The organism is Streptomyces sp. AP-93 (assembly GCF_022808175.1).
Classification (GTDB): domain Bacteria; phylum Actinomycetota; class Actinomycetes; order Streptomycetales; family Streptomycetaceae; genus Streptomyces.
This window is the reverse complement of sequence record NZ_JALGBX010000002.1, coordinates 222,184-238,776: the sequence shown is the minus strand read 5'-3', so window position 1 is coordinate 238,776 and position 16,593 is coordinate 222,184. Positions and strand designations below refer to the sequence as shown.

Here is a 16,593-nt window from a genome sequence, read left to right as displayed (position 1 = left end):
AGCGCACCCAGCGCCCCCAGGCCCTCGTACAGGCCCTCGTGGTCTCCACCTCGGGCTACTTCTTCTACCTGTGCCTGCGCGTCGGCGGCCCCATCCTGCTGCCGATGCTCGTCCACGGCCTCTGGGACACCAGCCTGGTCTCCCACCTCGTCGGCGACGAACCCCAGGCATCCCCGGGCATGGTCCTCGTCATCCTCCTCCAGGTCGCCCTCATCGTCGTGCTGCTCGTCAAGCACCGCACGATCGACCCCGCCCCCCTGGCCGAGGCCGAGGCCCGAACGGCTTAGCCGCCTGGCTGTCGCCGTGCTGTGCCTCCCCGGCGTACGGCGGTGCGCGCGGCTCGTACCGGACGGTGGCCGGTAACCGACGCCGCATGCCCGGCAGTACGGGAGCATGCGCGGTACCCGTACCCCGCCCCTGAAGGAGAGACCGTCATGTCCCGCACACCCACCTTCGTGGTCGGCAGCGATCACGAGGCGCGAGCCACCCACGGTCACGACGCCACCCGGTACGTGCAGATCGGATCGCTGACCAAGGTCGTGACCGGCACCGTCCTCGTGCGCCTGGTGCACGAGGGGGTCCTGGGCCTCGACGACCCGGTGGAGCGGTGGCTCCCGGCCGTGCCGGGCACCGGCATCACCCTGCGCAACCTTGCCGACCACACCTCGGGCCTGCCCCGGCTGCCGCCGCACGTACGGGGCCGGGACCCGTACCGCTCCTTCGACCAGCCCGCGCTCGTCTCCGTACTGCGCGATCTCGACCGCGTCGTCACCGCACCGGCGGGACAGGAAGAGGAGTACTCGAACCTCGGATACGCGGTGCTGGGGGCCGCGCTCTGCGCGGCGGCGGGGCTGTCCTACGAGGAACTGGTCCGCGACCTCGTCCTCGATCCCCTGGGCGTCGGGGAGATGACGGCGTACCCGCCGGACGAAGGACGGCTGCTGGCGACCAGCCGCTGGGGACGCCCGGTCAAGCCGTGGACGATGTCGGGGGCCATCCTCCCGGCCGGGGGCCTGTGGGCCACTCCCACGGCCGCCGCCCGGCTGGTCGCCGGACTGCTCGTCGACCGGGTTCTCGGTGAGCCGGCCCCCTCCTGGCAACGGACCGGCGGAGTGACCTGGCACAACGGGGCCACACGCGGCGCCTCCGTGTTCGCGGGTGTGCTCACCGACGGCCGCTGGGTACTCGTCCACCGTCTCGGCGGTTCGCCCACGGCCACTGACCGGATGGGGGGCGAACTCCTCGCCCGGCGCAAGCGGTGACCAGAGGTAGGCGCGCATCGGGGGCCCACGAGGCGCGCGGCGGTAGCCGGACCGCCGATCGGCAGCCTGCCGCGCGGCACAGGGCTGCGCGGGGTACTCGACCGCGCGTGCGCGCAGGCCGGGTTCCAGCCCCGCATCGCCTTCGAGGCAGCCGCTCCGTTGTTCCTTGCGCAGCTCGCCGCCCGCGGTCTCGGCGTGGCGGTGGTTCCGGCTCTCCCCGCGGGCGCGGCGTCGGCCCTCGGGCTGCGGACACTGGAGATCACCGAGCCGCCGCTACGCGGCCGGGTCGCTCTGGCCTGGCGGGCGGACGGCCCCTCCGATCCCGGCTGGTTGACCGGCCATGACCGGTCAGAGCCGGAACAGCACTCCGTGCCAGGTCCAGCCCGCGTCGAGGACCGCCTGGCGCAGGGGGTCCTTCATCTCCCGGGTCTCGAAGCGGAGCGTCTCGACCCGGCGCTCGCGCCCGTCGGGCCCCGTCTCCTTCCCCCATACCCGGTACACCGCGTTCGCCGGCCCGCGGGAGCGCTGCCCGAGGACGTGCTCGCTCAGCGAGACCTCCCACTGCTCGTCGATGGCCCGCACCTCGTGCTTCGCCGCGTCCAGGCGCATTCGGGTCCAGAGCCGCACGCGCAGCTCCGGGAGCCGGCACTCGGCCACCAGGTCGCCCTCCTTCGGGGTCCCGTTGCGTACGGCGAAGGGGACGCCCGGCCCGTTGAGCGCCAGGAGCGCCGACCGGACCTCCAGGGGCGTACGCGGTGCGACACCCTCGTCGGGGCGCCGGGTGCCGAAGTAGTGGTCCAGGAGGCCCATGGCTACGCTCCCGCCCCGGTGTCCGGGCGAACCGTGCGCACGAACTCCTGGAAGTCCCCCAGGACCTCGTCGTGCTGGGCCGCCGTGGCGGTCAGGGCCAGCCGGATCACCGCCCGCCTGCGCGGGTCCCGGACATCCGAGAAGCTCAGGAACACCTGCGACTGGACGAGGTCGTGCCGCATGTCGCCGACGACGGCCGAGAAGATCAGCCGCTGGGTCAGGGCGGGCGCGTCCGCGGACCCGACCTCGCGGCGGTGGGCCACCACGACCGGCCGGACGGCCTCGCGCAGGCGCTGCGCCGACTCGTCGGCGAGTTCGGCCAGGGTCGCCGAATCCTGCGGGACCTCGCCGGCGACGGTGATGTTGGCGGTGAACCCGCGGTCCGGGTGTGGATGCACTGCGGCGAAGGCCACCCCGGGGACGTCGACGCCGTCCGGGGGCGCCGCCGGGAGCCAGCCGTCCGGTAGGCGGAACTCGATCGGTATCGGCAGTGTCATGGGCATCGTGGGCCCTCCTTACGCAGGGAAGTACATCAGAAGACCCAGCCGCCGACGGTGTCCTTGACCGAGCCGGCGGCATTGCCGAGCGCGTCGACTCCGTCCCCGACCACGTCGCCCACCGCCTCGGCCGCGTCGCCGACGCTCTTGGACACCTTGTCCGGGTCGACCGTGAACTCGAGACCTACGGATCCGCCCAGGGCGGGGGAGAGTCCTACCTTGCCGCCGACCTTGTACACGCCGTCGTCGTTCTTCTCGAAGCCCCATTTGGCCTCCGCGCCAGGACCGGCCCACCCCTCGGCCGTGGCGCCGAAGCCGATGCCGGCGACCTCGCCGCCTCCGGCGACGGAGGCCTTCGCCCCGGCGAACGCCTTCGCGTTGACGACGACGCCGTCCTTGCCCGCCTTGAGGCCGGCGCTCGCCTCTGCGCCGGCGAAGCCCTCGGCCCGCCCGTAGACGCCGGCGTAGGGACCGTACTCGGCCCGCCCCTCGGCGAGCCCGCGGAGTCCCACGGACGCCTCGGCCTTGGCATTGAGGCCCGCGTCGGTGAAACCGAAGTTCGCGGTGGCCCGGGCGCCTCCGTAGGCGTCTGCGACCCCGGAGAGCTTCCAGTCCCCGTTGGTCGTCGACCCTTCGGCGTTGACGTGGAAGAGGTCGGCGGCGGCCTTGACCGAGCCCTCCTTGCCGTACTTGGGGCCGGTGACCTTGAACTCGGCGCCGGGTCCCTTCGCCGAGGCCGTGCCCTCGGACGTCCATCCGTCGGTCTTCGTCGCGGCCTCGTCCGCCTTTGCTGCCCCGGCCTTCGCCAGGTCCCCCTCGGGGTGGGCGTTGAACCCGTTGAAGGTGGCGTCGTCGCCCTTGCCGAAGGCGTCCTTGTTGCTGTCCACAACGGCGGCGCTCAAGGCGGTCTTGACGGTCTGGTCGGCCTCGGAGACGGCCTTCACGCGGTCGTCGATGTGCTGCTGCCATGTCGCGACAGATTCGCGAATGATGGTCTGACCGTCGGGATCGTGGTGGTACGCGCTGCGCTCGGCGGGTGTGAGCCTGGAGTAGTCGAAGCCGATCCGCCCCTGCTCGGACACGGTCATGCCGGCGGCTATCGCGTCGTCGCGAGCGCTCTCGAGCTTCTGCTTGAGATCGGTGAACATGTCGTGGGCGTCCCGCAGCAGGCTCGCGATCGCCTTGGCCTGGCTCTGGGCCGCGGCGTACTCGTACCGGGTGGCCGCGAATTTCGTCTGGGCGGCGCCGGCGCTCACGCCGGCCCAGCCCGGGCCCATGGTGATCTTCTGGACGGTGTCGCCGTAGCGGATCTCGACCTTGTTCAACTCGCCGGCCATTGCCTCCCACTTGGAGGCGGCCGTCGTCAGCAGGCCCAGGTCCGTGGTCATGACTTCGTGGTAGGTCAGCACCGCAGCCCCTACAGGTTGTTCAGTTTGGACTGGGACAGAAGCTGGTTGCCCACGCCGGTGTCATTGCGTACGAAGAGACCCGAGGCGCCGCGCAGCGCGTTCTTCTCGGCTGCCAGACGGCCCATCAGGGTTCTCACTTGCTGGTCCCACGTGTCCGCGACCGTCTTCAGGCCGGCGGCGGTCTCCCAGCCGCCGAAGCCCTTGTGCGCGGAGCTGGTGGAGTCGTCCGCGTGCTCCGCGGCCTTCTTGGTGTTGGGCTCCAGCTCGTTCTCGATGGTGCCCGCCGCCGCCTTCTTCTGCTCCGGCGTCGAGGCGAAGTCCGGTTTCCCGCCGCCCGGTCCTGACGGCTCCGGCGGGATGCCGTTCAGCTGCGTACGCACCTGCTGGTCCGCGCCGCCCGCAGGCACACGCCCCCACTCCTGAGCAGAATCCGCGGCCATGGCGCCCCCCCCGTGTCGGCAGATTGTGATCATAGGATGAGTGCCGTCCGGCTCTGCAACCCCCCTCGCGCCGAACGAAAGGGGGACACGGACTGTCCACTCCCCCTCCACCCCAACTCCCCACGGGAGCCACGAACGAGGTCGGGACGCCCCGTTCGCCGAGCATTGAGTGGCTGTACCGGCCTCGGAGGCGCAGGGATCCGTGTCGCCCCGGCAGTGCTGCACGGGTACTCGGCCACCCTCGACACCGAGGCGGCTCCGGGGTCGCCTTGTCGGTCGGCTCGGGTGAGGGGGCAGGGCGGAATTCGTGCGGCGCTTGCTCGGCCGTGTCTTCCTGCTGGGACGCCGGGCACGCCCTCGCCGCCTGGGTGTTTCCTCAGATGAGCCTCAAGGTCGCGTCACGATCACGCATCGCCGCAGGTCGAAGACGCACTGAAGGTCCGCTTTCGGCGTGAACATGATCATTGTCGACTGTTAGGTTCCCGGCTCATGCACCGCCGCGACCTGGCGGGAGCAAGCATGAAGTGACCTGGGGGAATGATGAAGAGAACTTCTCGAAGCCCGGCAGCTACCACATCACCATGAACCAGGGAATCTACCTGGGTGGCGGGGACCGTGAGGCCGCCTACACACTGTCCATCAAGGTGAAGCAGGGCACCGCCGGTTCCATGACCGACTTCCAGCGCGTCGTCTTCTCCTTCAACGCCGACGACTGGACCTGCGACGCCTACGACACCGGAAAGACGTGCTCGGGCTGATGCGGAGCCGCATGAGTGCGAAGGCCGCCCGCCGGGTCATCGGCGTGGCGGCCCTCGCCGTACTCCTGGTCGCCGATCTCGTGCTGTCCGACCGATCCACCCAGAACCGGGACGCCGGCCGGGTGGAGCAGGCAGCCGAGCGGGCCCCGGAGATCTGCCCCGAGAAGGCGACAGAGAGTCTGCGCTGCCACCGGCTGTCGACGGGCGTCTGGGCAGTCGTCTATCCGCCGGTCGAAGCCCCCAGGCAGAGCACCGCCCCCGCGGCGCCCGCAACTGCCGCCGGTGAGCCGGTGCTGTGGGACGCCGGCGGCCCCGGTATCCGACCCCTGGACGCGGCGACGGCCCGCCGGTCCCTTCCGGCCTGGCTGCACGGCAGCACCGTGGTCGCTCTGGTCGAGCCGTGGGTCACGAACACCGTCCTGGAGACCTGCCTGAAGACGGTCGAGGAGATCGCTGCCGGCGATGCCATCAGCGACGAACGGCGTGACGACTGGTCGCGGCGGTACCAGCGGGATTGTCCACTGGAGGAGTTCCGCCTCGATCCTCGTGAGTACGCCGAATCCTTCCGCGAACTCCAAGCCAAGGAAGGTGTGTTCCGGGGGGTCTACGCGCAGTCGTTCGGAGCGGTACGCGCCACCGGCGTGTTCACCGAACTGGCACGCAACCACGGCTGGGCCGTCCTGGACGCCCCCGCTCCGCCCCCGGGAACGACCGCCCCGGCGCTGCTCGGCGACCGGGCGGCAGCAGTGGAGAAGGGCCTGCTGCCCCTCACGGAATGCGGATCGGCCCCGCCGTCCGACCCGGCAGCGGCAGCCGCCTGCACGCAGCGGCTGCACGCCCTCCTCGTGGACATGGGCGCGGGTGCCAAGCGTCCGACGGGCCCGAACGCCGACGACTACGCCCGAATGACGGGTCTGCTGTCCCTGTCGGCCGACTTGGAGGGGAACGCGGCCCGGCTCAAGGGCCTGATGGCCGCCTGGCCGAAGTTTTCCGACGCCGACCAGGACCTCCTGGACAAGGGCAGCTTCCACTTCACCCGACGGTATGGAGACGGGCAGGTGCTCGGCGAGTTCGTCGGCTACCTGGCCAACGTCTGCCCTGCCTATCCCGGCTGGGGACACGGCACGGGTGCCCCCGCGGACAAGCCGCTCGCCGCCGCGCTGACGCGCATGCACTACCCGTGCTCGGCTGCGGCCCCGGTCGACGGGACCAACTGGAACCTGCCGAAGCCGGCGGACATGCCCCGCCTCCTCGTGGCGGCCAACGCCGAGGATCCGGTGACCCCGCCCACGGCCGCCCAGGCCTGGCGCACGGCGCACCCGTCGGCGGAATACGTCGAATACCGCTACGGGGGTCACATCAAAGCCCCCGACGAGGCGGATGCGCGCATCGCCCGCTGGATCACCGGACTCGGCAGCTGACCCGCACCCGCCGCCGGTCCCGTCCCCTACGCACACCGCGTCGGGGACGGGTGGACGGTCAGCCCGGACCACGGGCGCCTCATTCTGATGTTGCTTCTGCTCTGTCCGGCGCCATACCGCAAGCGCGACCCTCCGGGACGTTCCGAACCTGGCGGTCAATGGCGGGTCAATGGCGGGGCTCGGGCAGGCAGCGCTTGTCGATCTTGTAGATGTACGTGTCGTGCGGGTTGACCATCTGGGTTCAGTGGGCTTGCGCGGTCGGGCCGAGGAGGGCCGGTGGCGGGATTGCCGTAGGGGACGTTGATGTCGGCCTCGGTGAGCCGGTCGTCGGGGTGGGTGATCAGGTGTCCGCCGATGTTGAGTTCGGTGTCGACCTCGAAGACCTCTGCTGGTTCGACTTCGGCCTCGAAGGTGTCGCGTGCACTGAGTGCGTACTTGACGTTCTTGTGGGTGATGACCTGGCCGCGGTCGAGCAGGGGAGCGGCGGGGGTGCGTGGTGTCATCGTGCTGGTGCTCCGGGAATCGGCGAGGAGGGGAAGCAGCGAGGAAGGAAAGCAGCGAGGAGGGGAAGCAGCGAGGTACGCGCCGCTCAGCGAGCGGTCCGCGGTGTGGGGGCGAGGGGCCGGCCCAGCCCGTGGGCGGTGGCGATCTCGTACGCGAATGTCGCCGCGGCATGGTCCAGCATCGGGAATCCGGTGGAGATGTAGCAGGTCGGGCCGGCGGTGCCCCGCGGCGCGGCCAGTGCCTGGTGCAGGTAGGTGACCCCGTCCGGCTGCAGCAGGTCGCGCTGCTGCCAGCGCTTGAGGTCGCCGAGGCAGAAGCACAGCGGGCTGCCGACGAGGAAGGAAACGGGGGCGCCGGGAACGTCGTCGGCGAGCTCGCGGAGGTTGTCGGCGTCGGCACCGACGCTGGCGACGAAGCGCAGACCGTACGCATCGATGTCGGCGCCGCCGAGCACCGGCCGGCGGGCGTCGGTCGCCAGGACGACGCTGTCACAGCGGGCGAGCAGCTCCGTGAGCGAGGAGCACGGCACGACGGCGGGCCCTGACTCCAGCCGGCACAGCTCCAGCATCCGCTCGACCGCCCCGGGCCCCGGGTCGAAGGCCGCGCAGCTGTCGATCAGCCCGGCGCGCTGGAAGGCGAGGGCGGTGTAGAACCCGACGCGGCCGGCTCCGACGATGCCCAGCCGCGGAGCCGGCGCCTCACCTGGGCTGGAGGCCTGCCGGCCCAGGAGGATCCCGACGGCTGTGCGCAGGCTCGACAGCGCGGCCACGTCGAGGACGCCCATCACGTAGTGGTCCCGGGGATGGATGAGCAGGCACTTGCCCACGGAGATCTTGTCGGGGACCTCGGTCCGCGCCTCGTTGGTGCCGATCACCTTGACGGTCATCTGCTGCCCGTCGCTGTAGGGCATGACCCTCAGATCGCCGGGGACGCCGTCGAAGTAGAACAGGTCCTTGTCCCCGAAGGACGTCGCGCCACCGTCGGCGTCCGCAACGCTGGTCAGCATCTTCCCGGTGCGAGCCGTCAGCTCGCCGATGTGGTCGACGAGGATCCGGTGCACCAACGTTTCGTCCAACGAAGAGGGCCCAGATCTGTGACCTGGGCCCTCTTGGCGGAGCGAATGACGGGAATCGAACCCGCGCTAGTACGTCAGAGGCGGTTGATGAAGAGACCGGCGTCGACGGTGTGGTCGACGGTGCCGGGTGCGCCGGTGGTCACTTCGGTGGTGGCGAACTGGCCGGTGGGCGCGGTGTCGGGGACGGCGTCGGAGTTGAGGTCACCCGGGGCTCCGACGGCTTGCACCGGCGACCAGACCAGGCCGCTCGCGGCAGGCGGGCGACGGGAGTTGATCACGCTCGTGTCGGCGGTGGACTTGTCGAAGCGGACCTTGTACTTGGTGTTGGGGCGGACGCCGTGCTCGGGGCCGAAGTAGTAGGCGCCGTCGGCGCCGGTGCGTACGGTGGCCAGCAGGCTGCCGTCCTCGGCCAGGAGCTGGACGGTGACTCCGGGGATGCCGGGCTCGTCGTCGTCGACGCTCTGGGCGCCGCCCTTGTTGCGGTCGTACCAGACGCGGCTGCCGATCTGGACGGCCGGCTCGTCGCAGAGGACTTCGAGGTCGCCGAGGCCGTTGGCCTTGCCGAAGCCGCCGTCGAGCGGGTCGTTGAGCTTCTGGAGGGTGAAGCCCTGTTCGCCGGGGTTGGCGCCGCGGCTTCCGGTCAGGCGGTCGAAGTAGGCGGTGCCGCCGGTGAAGAACTGACTGGCCGGGTCCATGGCGGTGGAGGCGATCCGCTGCTCGCGGAGGTGGAGGCCGATGGCGCCCTGGGCGGTCTCCAAGTGGGCGTTGGGCACGAAGTCGCCGGGGTAGAACTCGACGACGTTGGCGGGCTGGCCGCCGTTGGGGCGCGTGGGGGCGTTGTTCGGGCAGGCGCCCGTGCCCTCCCACTCGAAGGTGCCGTTGGGCTTACGGCAGGCGCGGTTGAGGTCGCCGCCGGAGTCGGTGATGCCGCTGTTGGTGTAGGAGGGGTTGGCGTTGGGCATTTCGTGCCCGCCCATGTCCGCGAACCGGTCGCGGAAGCCGAGGACCATGTCGCCGTTGCTCTCGATGGCGATGTCACTGAGCTCGGGCTCGGGGTGGGCGACGAGCTGCTGGGGGAAGGTGGAGGCGCCGGCCGTCCACGGGAACCAGCGGTTGAAGCCGGGGACGCCGACGTTGACCTCGCCGCGGGGGAAGGTGAGCGGCTGCTGGAGGATCGGCGCGGGGGCGAAGGTCGCGGTGACGGGGTTGTACGTCCACACGACCGCCCTGAGGTTGGCGGCGGCTTGGGAGGACTCCGCGGAGCAGACGCCGCCGACGTAGACGACCCCGTCGCGCACGCCGAGGCCGAAGGGCCGCCAGTCGCCGGCCGCCTGGCAGCCCGGGTTGGGGATGGCCACGGACGTCAACGGCGCGGCGGCCGTCGGCTGGGTGGCGTTGTACGTGTACAGCCTGCGGTCGGCCAGGTTGACGGCGAACAGCTGGCGGTTGTCCTCGGAGATGTCGATGTCGCCGAGCGATTCCTTGCCGACGACGCCCACGAAGGGGCCGTCGAAGCGGACCGAGTCCTGGTGCGCGGTGGTGCCGGCGTTCGGGACGGTGGTGAAGAGGGTGGTGGCTCCGCCGTCCCGGGGGGTGACGTAGATGGCGCCCTGCCCCGAGGGGCCGTAGACGGTGTGCCGTTTGGCGTGGGCGCCGGTGAAGATGCGGCGCTGCTGCTTGTGGTAGGCCACACCGTAGGTGTTGCCGGTGTCGGTGCGGGTGGCGAGGGCGGTGGTGTTGCCGGGGTTGCTGTCACCGCGTTCGCGGAACGGGAAGGTGACCGTGGTGCGGACGCCACCGGACTTGGTGGCGGCGACCTGGCAGACCGTACTCAGACGGGCGTCGTCCTCGCACCAGTCATCCGGGTTGCGCACGCCCATGGTCAGTTCGGCGTCTCCGTCGAGCACGTCGATGATGGCGGCGTTCGACGCGAGGCCGCCCGCGGCGCCGAAGGTGGGCTGGAGGAAGGAGCCGTTGGGCATCTTCATGCGTACGTAGTACTTGCCGCCGGTGAGGACGGTGTTGGGCGGGAAGACCGCGTATCCGTCGGGGCCGGTGACCGCGGTGACCACGTTGCCCTCGTAGTCGGTCAGCTCGACGGTGATGCCGGCTGCCGGGAGCTCGGAGGCGGGATCGTGGCGGCCGTTGGTGTTGGAGTCGCGGATGACTTTGATGCGGGCCGTGCCGTCCGCCGGGTCCGCTCCGGCCGCGGGTTGCTGTAGGACTCCGGTGGTCAGGGCAAGACCGGCGGCCAGCGCCACCATGGCCTTCCTCAGGGCTTTCACAGCTCTTCCTCCATGTCACACACAGTCGTGATGAACACGTTGCGTGACCATGATCTTGGGGTGTTGATCTTTCCCGATAGGCCCCGTCGGCAGATTCGCACTTTTGAGTGACTTGCCGCTGGACGGGGTGAGATGTGCAGAACGGATTCAGCGGTGACCTGCGAAAACGCTACTGCCGAGGGGCTTTTCGGGGCTGAAGCCCGGAAGGATGAGGAAAGCCCCGGACGCGGTGGCCGTGACGAAACGCATCAGGTCGTCGCCGTCGTCCAGGCGCCGCTGGGTGGCGGTGAACGTGCGCAACCGCCGCTGGAAGCCGACGAACAGCAGCCCTTGGTCCACGGGGCCGTTGCGGTAGCTGTAACCCCGGCGCAGCATCCGGCCGCTGCCCGTGGCGTTCGGATTGGCCCGCCGTGCGTGCGCCATGGCAGGCACCAGGTAGCGGCCGCGCGCCGACTTCGCCGCCAGATCGAGCCGATCGGCCGGAGCCCCGCCGCTCAGTGGTGCGCCATCTGCCTTGCGCCGCCCGATCACCTCCTCCTGCCGGGCCGGGGACTGGGCGAGGAACTCGGGTACGTCGATGCGCAGCCTCCGTACGACGGCGATCGTGGCGTCGGCCAACGGGGCGGGCTCGGGCAGCCACACCTCCCGCTCCAAGTCGGCGCGGGTGCCGGGGTTCTCGATGCCGTCCGGGAAGCCCAGCAGATTGCGGACCGCTCCTGCGCCCGGCGGCCGGAATCCGGTCTGCGACCAGCGCTGCGAGGCGCCCGCGGAGGTCAGTTGGGCACTCAGGCGCGTATCGGCGAGAACCGCGGCTACGGGGTCGCTCGCACACGTCTGCACCAGCAGGTCGCCACCCCATGCCCGCGCGGTCCGCTCCTCGCCGGCGAAGGCTGGCAACTCCAGCCCGCCGGCCACGTCCTGACGGGCGAGGGCGAGGAGTCGCGGTCCCGCGCCGACCGTCACGGTCAGGTCCCCGGCCTCCAGCCCGAGGGCGATCCGGGGCTTCCCGGTCAGCTCCAGGACGGCTTCGCCCAGGCGTGCGGCCACCCGGGCGGGGTCGGCTTCCCGGGGGAGGTCGTACACCGACACCACGGCGTGGGTCTGCGGTTGCACCGGGCGGTCGACCCCGGCCTGGCGCGGGCCCGAGGCCAACACCGCGCCGGGCGGCTGCCCGTCTGCCGGTCGCGGACCAAAGGCGGGGGGCGTCGGGGCGCCGGACCGGCACCCGCTCAGTGAGACGACGGCCGGTAGCGCGCCCAGCAACGCACGTCGAACCACCGAAGGGTTGTCACTCTGCGTGGTCATGTGAGTACTCTACGCACGACTGATCGGCCGCCGGTCCGCTGCGGCCGGCCCCGCCTGCCCGGATGAGGACGTCACGCCGTGTCCGCTCCCCACCTGCGACTCCGCTTCCTTGCCGTGCTGTTGGCATGCGCCGCGACGGCCGCCTGCAGTCCGCGCGCAGCCGGGCCCGCCGACGATGCCCCCCGCGCCCCGGCCACGATCCGTGTCCCCACCGAGGCGCCGACCATCACCGCCGCCCTGGAGCGGGCACGCCCCCACGATCTGGTCCTGGTCTCCCCGGGCCGCTACCGCGAGACCGTCCACATCCGTACCGGACAGGTCACGCTGCGCGGCACCGACCGCAACCGTGTCGTCATCGACGGCGAAGGCCGGCGCGGCAACGGCGTCGTGGTCACCGCCCCCGGCGTGACCGTGGAGAACCTCACCGTCCGCAGCCACCTCCAGAACGGCGTCCTCGTCACCGGGCTGCAGAACGGAGGCGAAGGCATCGGCCGCGGCAGCGACGGCTATGACCGCCTCGACCCGGCGGCGAACCCTCCCCTGAACGGCTTTCGCGTCCGCTACGTCACCGCCGCCAACAACGGCCTCTACGGCATCTACGCCTTCAACGCCCGCCGCGGCACCATCGAGCACAACTACGCCTCCGGAAGCGCCGATTCCGGCCTGTACGTCGGCCAGTGCAAGCCCTGCGAGATCCTGGTCCGCGGCAACATCGCCGAGCGCAACGCCGTCGGCTACGAGAACACCAACGCCAGCGGCCCCCTGTGGGTCGTCGGCAACCGCTTCACCGGCAACCGGGTCGGGATGACCGTGGGCTCCGACTACCTCGAGGCCCTCACCCCTCAGACCGGTGCGACCATTGTCGGCAACCTCATCGCCGACAATGCCGCCCCGGACACCCCCGAACAGGCCGACGGCGGTTTCGGCATCGGCCTGGGCATCGCCGGCGGTCGCAGCAACACCATCCAGCGCAACCGCATCACGGGCCACCCCCGCGCCGGCCTGATCCTCTCCTCGTCCGAGGACATGCCCCCGATGGACAACAGGGCCACGGGCAACGTCTTCGCCGCCAACGCCCTCGACGCCGCATACCTCGCCTCGGCGCACGCCCCCGGCAGCGGGAACTGCTTCGACGGCCTCCTGGGGCGCACTCTCCCCGAGGACCTGGCGGACACCATGGACTGCCCCGGTACGGGCAGACCCACCCCAGGCCCCCAGACGGCAGTGCACACCCCGCCCGCCCCGGTCGGCCTGCCCTTCCTCGATGTCCCTCTTCCCCCTGCCCAACCGCAGTGCCCGCAGGCAGCCACGGCTCCCGCCGCTCCCGCCACCGGCAGCCCGGAGCCCGTCGACCCGGCGACCGTTCGGCTGCCCGCCGCGACCTTGCTCGCCGCGTACAGCCGGGACGGCCGATGACCCGGGTCCGCGCTGCGGTGGCAGCCGCGCTGACCTGCTGGCTCGCCCTGACCTCCTGCTCCGGACCGGGACGGCCCGACGCCGAGGACGGCGCCCCCCGGCCCCTCACCGCCGAGGAGGCCGACCGCGTGGCGCTGGCCCGCTTCGCGACGTACCGGCGCGGCACGGGAAACGTCACCATGACCATCCCGTCCCGGGGCCGGACCGTCACCCTCACCGGCCGCATCGACTGGCGCCGCCACCTCGGCTACGCCGAAATCCGCGCAGACTCCGAGTCGTCGGCCCGAGAGCTCATCCAGTGGAACTTCACCAGCGTCACCACGCGCCCCGACTGGCCCGGCGGCCTCCCGAAACGGCCCCCCGCGACTGGCTGGGAGACGCACCGCCTCACCCCGCACGGCTCCCCGCTCGACGCAGCCCTTCTCCTGCTGCTCAACTTGGGCACCGACCGCCCCGACAACGCCCAACTCCTCGCCCGTAGCAGCGCGCGCCTGGTCAGGCAGGACCACGTTGCCAAGGCCCCGGTCATCGTCGTTGCCGGTCCCGCCGCCCCGACCGCCGGGGCCGACCGGTCCGAACTCGGCAACACCCGCTACTGGATCGACGACGACGGCCGCCTGCTCCGCTTCAGCGCGCGGGCCGGCGGGGAGAGCGCGTGGATGACCGCGGAACTTCCCCAGAGCCCTGCGGACCCGCTCCCGTCACCGCCGCCCGCACTCACCCAGGCCGCACTCGCCCCACCGAGCTCTCCACCCGCCACGCCTAGTTGAACCCCGCTCCGGCAACGACGAAGGCGCTCGCGGTCCAGCCCGTCGTGGTGGCGCGCCCCCGCCGGCCTGTGATCGACCGGCGGGGCGGCAAGCACCGGTACTACTTCTCGATGACGTACTCCGAACGAATGTGGAGACCACTGCGGGGGTCGAACGTCCACCCGACCCATTCAGCGGTTCCCCGGTCCTTCAGGCACCGCTCCCAGTTCGGGCCGTCGAACGGTGCGTACCAGTCCTCCCAGCGATCGGAGAGGTCGGTGAACGCGTAGTTCGGCGGGAACTTGTCGACCGTGCCATGTCACGCTCGACCGCGCCGTCCAGCCACTTGTTGGCGGCGTCCCAGAGCTTCTGACCGCTGTAGTGGACCGCCGCGTGGTACTCGCGGCTGCTCACTCGGATGGCCTTCGTGTCAGCCTCGGTCAGCTTCGCCTCCAGCGCTGCGCGGATCTTCTCGGGCAGTGTGCAGAGCATTGCGCCCCGGTCGTTGCGTGGGACCAGACGCAATTCCTCCGCCGTCAGCTCGGCCTCGTCCGCCAGGGCGACGGTGCGCTGGTCATGGGTCAGCCCTTCATCGGGGTCGCGTGCGCGATGATCTTGCCAGAGCTTTGCAGCGAAGGGTAGTCGAGTGACTGCATACCGTAGCCATCGGTGCCGTCGGGAAATCTCCTGCGCGAAAGGGCCTCCGGCCAGCGCAGCACGGGTGGGGCGCGGACCCGTCGGCTTGACGTTGTGGGGCCTGGTGACCGCCTCGGGGACGCCGACCTGAAGCACTGGCCACCCGCCCTGCCAGGCCCTTCGCGTGTGCAAGGGGATTCAGCCGCGCTCTTCCTCTTCGGACTCCATGCGCCGGATTCCCTCGTGGGTGAGGGTGACCATCGCCGGGATGTTGCCCGGTTCCCAGTCGACGGTGATCAGGCCTTCGCCCGCCAGGTAGGTGCAGGCGGCGGCCAGGTCCTGTTCCGGTACGTCGAGGTCGCGCCGCAGCTGTGCTCCGGTGATACCGAGGAGGCGATTGCCTTCGACGGCTTCGTACAGGACCCGGAGCACCTGGTCGCGGTAGGTCTTGCGTTCGCGCAGTGTGGCCATGACCGCGTCCTCTCGTGTGCGGGAGTGGGCTCCGGGGCCGTCGGGGCTCTCAGGTTTCGTCGGAGTGGGCGCCGGTGCCGGCGGGGGTCCGGCTGGCTGCCAGCCAGGTGCGGGCGGGGCCGGCGGGCGCTGCGGTGTCCACGGTGAGGTGGAGGCGGGTGTCGCCGTCGAGGCCGGGATAGCTGCGCTGTTCCGCTGCGGCGAAGCGGTGACGAAGCGCGTCCGCGACTGCTCGGGCGGCTTCGGGTGTGTGCGCGATGATCCGCACTTCGGCGCTTCCGAGTGACGGCAGTGTCTGGGTCTCGATGTACTTCACGTGGGCGTGATTCCCTTCGTGGCGGGCGAGAGGCCGGCGAGCGGGGGCGCCGTGGCGCCCCGCCCGCTGCCCCCGGTCGGAGGAAGGTCTGTTCCTCACCGGTCGGCACCCGTGTGGTGGGCTCGACGACTGGTGTCGTCCGGCAGACCGGGAGGTCTCGGCAGGGGGTCGCTGAAGTGGTAGGCCTCGATCCGGGCATCGTGTTGGGCGTTGAGCAGGTGGATCAGGCGCATTCCGATGCCGGTCGCGAGGATGGTCAGGGCGATGAGGACGATGGTCTCCACGTGGCTCATCTCCAGCCGTTCCCGGGCAGTGGCAGGGTGCGTCGGTCCATGGGGTTCCCGAAGGGGGACATGCAGGCCCCGCCTTCGCTCTCCCAGCCGGCTTCCTGGCGCTGGGCGTCGCGGATGCCGCGCCCGATGGCGGCTTCGTTGGCCATCAGGACGCTCGCGGTGAGGTCGCTGCCGGGGATCGCGGCGGCGGCCATCAGCCGGGCCGCGGCGGCGGGCTCGGTCTCGGGCGGGATGACGAGGAGGTCCCAGCGCCCCACGGTGTAGGAGAGCAGGATGAGCTTGTCGGGGTCCTGTTCGGTGAACCAGGCCACGTGCAGCGTGCGCCCGTCCGAGGGCACCGTGTGCGGTACGGCGGGCCAGCGGATGGGGTTCACGGTGACGCGGGTGATGCGCCCCCAGGGTTCCTCCAGGGCGGCGGCGAGCGGTGGAAGCTCGGCCTCGAGGTCGCGGGAATGGGGCCACCAGGCCCCGTCCAGCTGGCCGGCGAGCATGGTCTTCGGGGTGAGGGACAAGCGGGCCGGGAGGGCCGGGAGCTCTGCGGCGAGGCCGCGGGGCGCGGTCCGGTCGCGGGTCGTGGTCATGATGGGACCTGCCCCCGGACTGCCCGTCGGCAGCCCGGATTTTAGGCAATCGCCAGGAATGACACCTGCGTGAAAGCCGGTGCGCGAAGTACTCCAGGTGCTTTGACTGTACGCCTGTTCGGTGGACTCTGACCGGCGTGACCAGCCATTTTCCGGCGGCCGGCGGAGCGGGCGGCGGGACCATCGTGGAACGCCGGCGGCACCATCGTGGAACGCCGGCGGCACCGTGCACGTCGCCGACCTGCGATGACGCGCGGCCGCACCCCGTGGACGCGGACCGAGCTGCCCGCGCGGATCAGCGTATTGACCAGGCGGCGCTGCCGACCCGACAGCCTGAATCCCGGGCCGCCGGGTGGACCGTACAC

The 16,593-nt window shown here is 71.2% G+C and carries 18 protein-coding genes and 1 pseudogene; 7 read left to right on the top strand and 12 right to left on the bottom strand.

The window, feature by feature from the left end:
• Nucleotides 1-38 precede the first annotated feature (38 nt).
• The 3 genes and pseudogenes from MTF69_RS04260 to MTF69_RS04250 form a co-directional block, all read left to right on the top strand.
• Complete coding sequence (locus MTF69_RS04260) at nucleotides 39-287, top strand: hypothetical protein (RefSeq protein ID WP_243330813.1); 249 nt, start codon at nucleotides 39-41, stop codon at nucleotides 285-287.
• Between the two features lie 147 nt (nucleotides 288-434).
• Complete coding sequence (locus tag MTF69_RS04255) at nucleotides 435-1,262, top strand: serine hydrolase (RefSeq protein ID WP_243330811.1); 828 nt, start codon at nucleotides 435-437, stop codon at nucleotides 1,260-1,262.
• A gap of 24 nt (nucleotides 1,263-1,286) precedes the next feature.
• Nucleotides 1,287-1,574, top strand: a pseudogene (locus MTF69_RS04250) (LysR substrate-binding domain-containing protein); the annotation flags it as partial.
• A gap of 36 nt (nucleotides 1,575-1,610) precedes the next feature.
• On the opposite strand, the gene MTF69_RS04245 reads toward MTF69_RS04250, so the two are convergent.
• From MTF69_RS04245 to MTF69_RS04230, 4 genes are read right to left on the bottom strand one after another with little or no spacing between them, the layout of a single operon-like run.
• The gene (locus tag MTF69_RS04245; RefSeq protein WP_243330809.1) at nucleotides 1,611-2,072 is read right to left on the bottom strand and encodes a hypothetical protein; all 462 of its coding nucleotides are present in this window, start codon (nucleotides 2,070-2,072) and stop codon (nucleotides 1,611-1,613) included.
• Between the two features lie 2 nt (nucleotides 2,073-2,074).
• On the bottom strand, nucleotides 2,075-2,575 hold the full coding sequence (locus tag MTF69_RS04240) for a hypothetical protein (RefSeq protein WP_243330807.1): 501 nt from the start codon (nucleotides 2,573-2,575) through the stop codon (nucleotides 2,075-2,077).
• 29 nt (nucleotides 2,576-2,604) lie between these two features.
• A complete protein-coding gene (locus MTF69_RS04235; protein WP_243330804.1) occupies nucleotides 2,605-3,957 on the bottom strand; it encodes a hypothetical protein in 1,353 nt (450 codons plus the stop codon).
• Nucleotides 3,958-3,986: 29 nt separating this feature from the next.
• Entirely contained in the window at nucleotides 3,987-4,385 is a 399-nt protein-coding gene (locus MTF69_RS04230) for a hypothetical protein (RefSeq protein ID WP_243330802.1), read from the bottom strand.
• A gap of 557 nt (nucleotides 4,386-4,942) precedes the next feature.
• Here MTF69_RS04230 and MTF69_RS04225 point away from each other — a divergent pair.
• Together MTF69_RS04225 and MTF69_RS04220 are read left to right on the top strand one after the other, a co-directional pair.
• The gene (locus MTF69_RS04225) at nucleotides 4,943-5,176 is read left to right on the top strand and encodes a hypothetical protein (RefSeq protein WP_243330801.1); all 234 of its coding nucleotides are present in this window, start codon (nucleotides 4,943-4,945) and stop codon (nucleotides 5,174-5,176) included.
• Nucleotides 5,177-5,187: 11 nt separating this feature from the next.
• The gene (locus MTF69_RS04220; RefSeq protein ID WP_243330799.1) at nucleotides 5,188-6,597 is read left to right on the top strand and encodes an alpha/beta fold hydrolase; all 1,410 of its coding nucleotides are present in this window, start codon (nucleotides 5,188-5,190) and stop codon (nucleotides 6,595-6,597) included.
• Between the two features lie 155 nt (nucleotides 6,598-6,752).
• Here the strand turns inward: MTF69_RS04220 and MTF69_RS04215 are convergent, their stop codons facing one another.
• From MTF69_RS04215 to MTF69_RS04200, 4 genes are all read right to left on the bottom strand, one after another.
• Nucleotides 6,753-7,100: a hypothetical protein gene (locus MTF69_RS04215; protein WP_243330797.1), complete on the bottom strand. Its 348-nt coding sequence runs from the start codon at nucleotides 7,098-7,100 to the stop codon at nucleotides 6,753-6,755.
• A gap of 86 nt (nucleotides 7,101-7,186) precedes the next feature.
• Nucleotides 7,187-8,176 carry a hypothetical protein gene (locus MTF69_RS04210; protein WP_243330795.1) on the bottom strand — a complete coding sequence of 330 codons (990 nt, stop codon included), beginning with the start codon at nucleotides 8,174-8,176 and terminating at the stop codon, nucleotides 7,187-7,189.
• A 74-nt stretch (nucleotides 8,177-8,250) separates the two neighbouring features.
• Nucleotides 8,251-10,461: an SdrD B-like domain-containing protein gene (locus MTF69_RS04205; RefSeq protein WP_243330793.1), complete on the bottom strand. Its 2,211-nt coding sequence runs from the start codon at nucleotides 10,459-10,461 to the stop codon at nucleotides 8,251-8,253.
• Between the two features lie 147 nt (nucleotides 10,462-10,608).
• Nucleotides 10,609-11,739 carry a Dyp-type peroxidase gene (locus MTF69_RS04200; RefSeq protein ID WP_374322196.1) on the bottom strand — a complete coding sequence of 377 codons (1,131 nt, stop codon included), beginning with the start codon at nucleotides 11,737-11,739 and terminating at the stop codon, nucleotides 10,609-10,611.
• A gap of 105 nt (nucleotides 11,740-11,844) precedes the next feature.
• Between MTF69_RS04200 and MTF69_RS04195 the strand changes: the two genes are divergently transcribed.
• Both MTF69_RS04195 and MTF69_RS04190 read left to right on the top strand, forming a co-directional pair.
• A complete protein-coding gene (locus MTF69_RS04195; RefSeq protein ID WP_243330790.1) occupies nucleotides 11,845-13,182 on the top strand; it encodes a right-handed parallel beta-helix repeat-containing protein in 1,338 nt (445 codons plus the stop codon).
• Complete coding sequence (locus MTF69_RS04190; RefSeq protein ID WP_243330788.1) at nucleotides 13,179-13,952, top strand: hypothetical protein; 774 nt, start codon at nucleotides 13,179-13,181, stop codon at nucleotides 13,950-13,952. The genes MTF69_RS04195 and MTF69_RS04190 overlap by 4 nt, the downstream gene beginning before the upstream one ends.
• A gap of 813 nt (nucleotides 13,953-14,765) precedes the next feature.
• Here MTF69_RS04190 and MTF69_RS04185 read toward each other — a convergent pair.
• The 4 genes from MTF69_RS04185 to MTF69_RS04170 form a co-directional block, all read right to left on the bottom strand.
• Complete coding sequence (locus MTF69_RS04185) at nucleotides 14,766-15,038, bottom strand: hypothetical protein (RefSeq protein ID WP_243330786.1); 273 nt, start codon at nucleotides 15,036-15,038, stop codon at nucleotides 14,766-14,768.
• A gap of 49 nt (nucleotides 15,039-15,087) precedes the next feature.
• Entirely contained in the window at nucleotides 15,088-15,354 is a 267-nt protein-coding gene (locus MTF69_RS04180) for a hypothetical protein (protein ID WP_243330784.1), read from the bottom strand.
• A gap of 95 nt (nucleotides 15,355-15,449) precedes the next feature.
• Nucleotides 15,450-15,647 carry a hypothetical protein gene (locus MTF69_RS04175; RefSeq protein WP_243330782.1) on the bottom strand — a complete coding sequence of 66 codons (198 nt, stop codon included), beginning with the start codon at nucleotides 15,645-15,647 and terminating at the stop codon, nucleotides 15,450-15,452.
• A complete protein-coding gene (locus MTF69_RS04170) occupies nucleotides 15,644-16,228 on the bottom strand; it encodes a DUF5994 family protein (RefSeq protein ID WP_243330780.1) in 585 nt (194 codons plus the stop codon). The genes MTF69_RS04175 and MTF69_RS04170 overlap by 4 nt, the downstream gene beginning before the upstream one ends.
• Between the last annotated feature and the right edge of the window lie 365 nt (nucleotides 16,229-16,593).

What these genes read in the sequence shown, in the direction of transcription:
- MTF69_RS04255 (WP_243330811.1), top strand. Translation starts at nt 435, where the DNA reads ATGTCCCGCACACCCACCTTCGTGGTCGGCAGCGATCACGAGGCGCGA.
- MTF69_RS04245 (WP_243330809.1), bottom strand. Translation starts at nt 2,072, where the DNA reads ATGGGCCTCCTGGACCACTACTTCGGCACCCGGCGCCCCGACGAGGGT.
- MTF69_RS04240 (WP_243330807.1), bottom strand. Translation starts at nt 2,575, where the DNA reads ATGCCCATGACACTGCCGATACCGATCGAGTTCCGCCTACCGGACGGC.
- MTF69_RS04235 (WP_243330804.1), bottom strand. Translation starts at nt 3,957, where the DNA reads ATGACCACGGACCTGGGCCTGCTGACGACGGCCGCCTCCAAGTGGGAG.
- MTF69_RS04220 (WP_243330799.1), top strand. Translation starts at nt 5,188, where the DNA reads ATGAGTGCGAAGGCCGCCCGCCGGGTCATCGGCGTGGCGGCCCTCGCC.
- MTF69_RS04215 (WP_243330797.1), bottom strand. Translation starts at nt 7,100, where the DNA reads ATGACACCACGCACCCCCGCCGCTCCCCTGCTCGACCGCGGCCAGGTC.
- MTF69_RS04190 (WP_243330788.1), top strand. Translation starts at nt 13,179, where the DNA reads ATGACCCGGGTCCGCGCTGCGGTGGCAGCCGCGCTGACCTGCTGGCTC.
- MTF69_RS04185 (WP_243330786.1), bottom strand. Translation starts at nt 15,038, where the DNA reads ATGGCCACACTGCGCGAACGCAAGACCTACCGCGACCAGGTGCTCCGG.
- MTF69_RS04175 (WP_243330782.1), bottom strand. Translation starts at nt 15,647, where the DNA reads ATGAGCCACGTGGAGACCATCGTCCTCATCGCCCTGACCATCCTCGCG.
- MTF69_RS04170 (WP_243330780.1), bottom strand. Translation starts at nt 16,228, where the DNA reads ATGACCACGACCCGCGACCGGACCGCGCCCCGCGGCCTCGCCGCAGAG.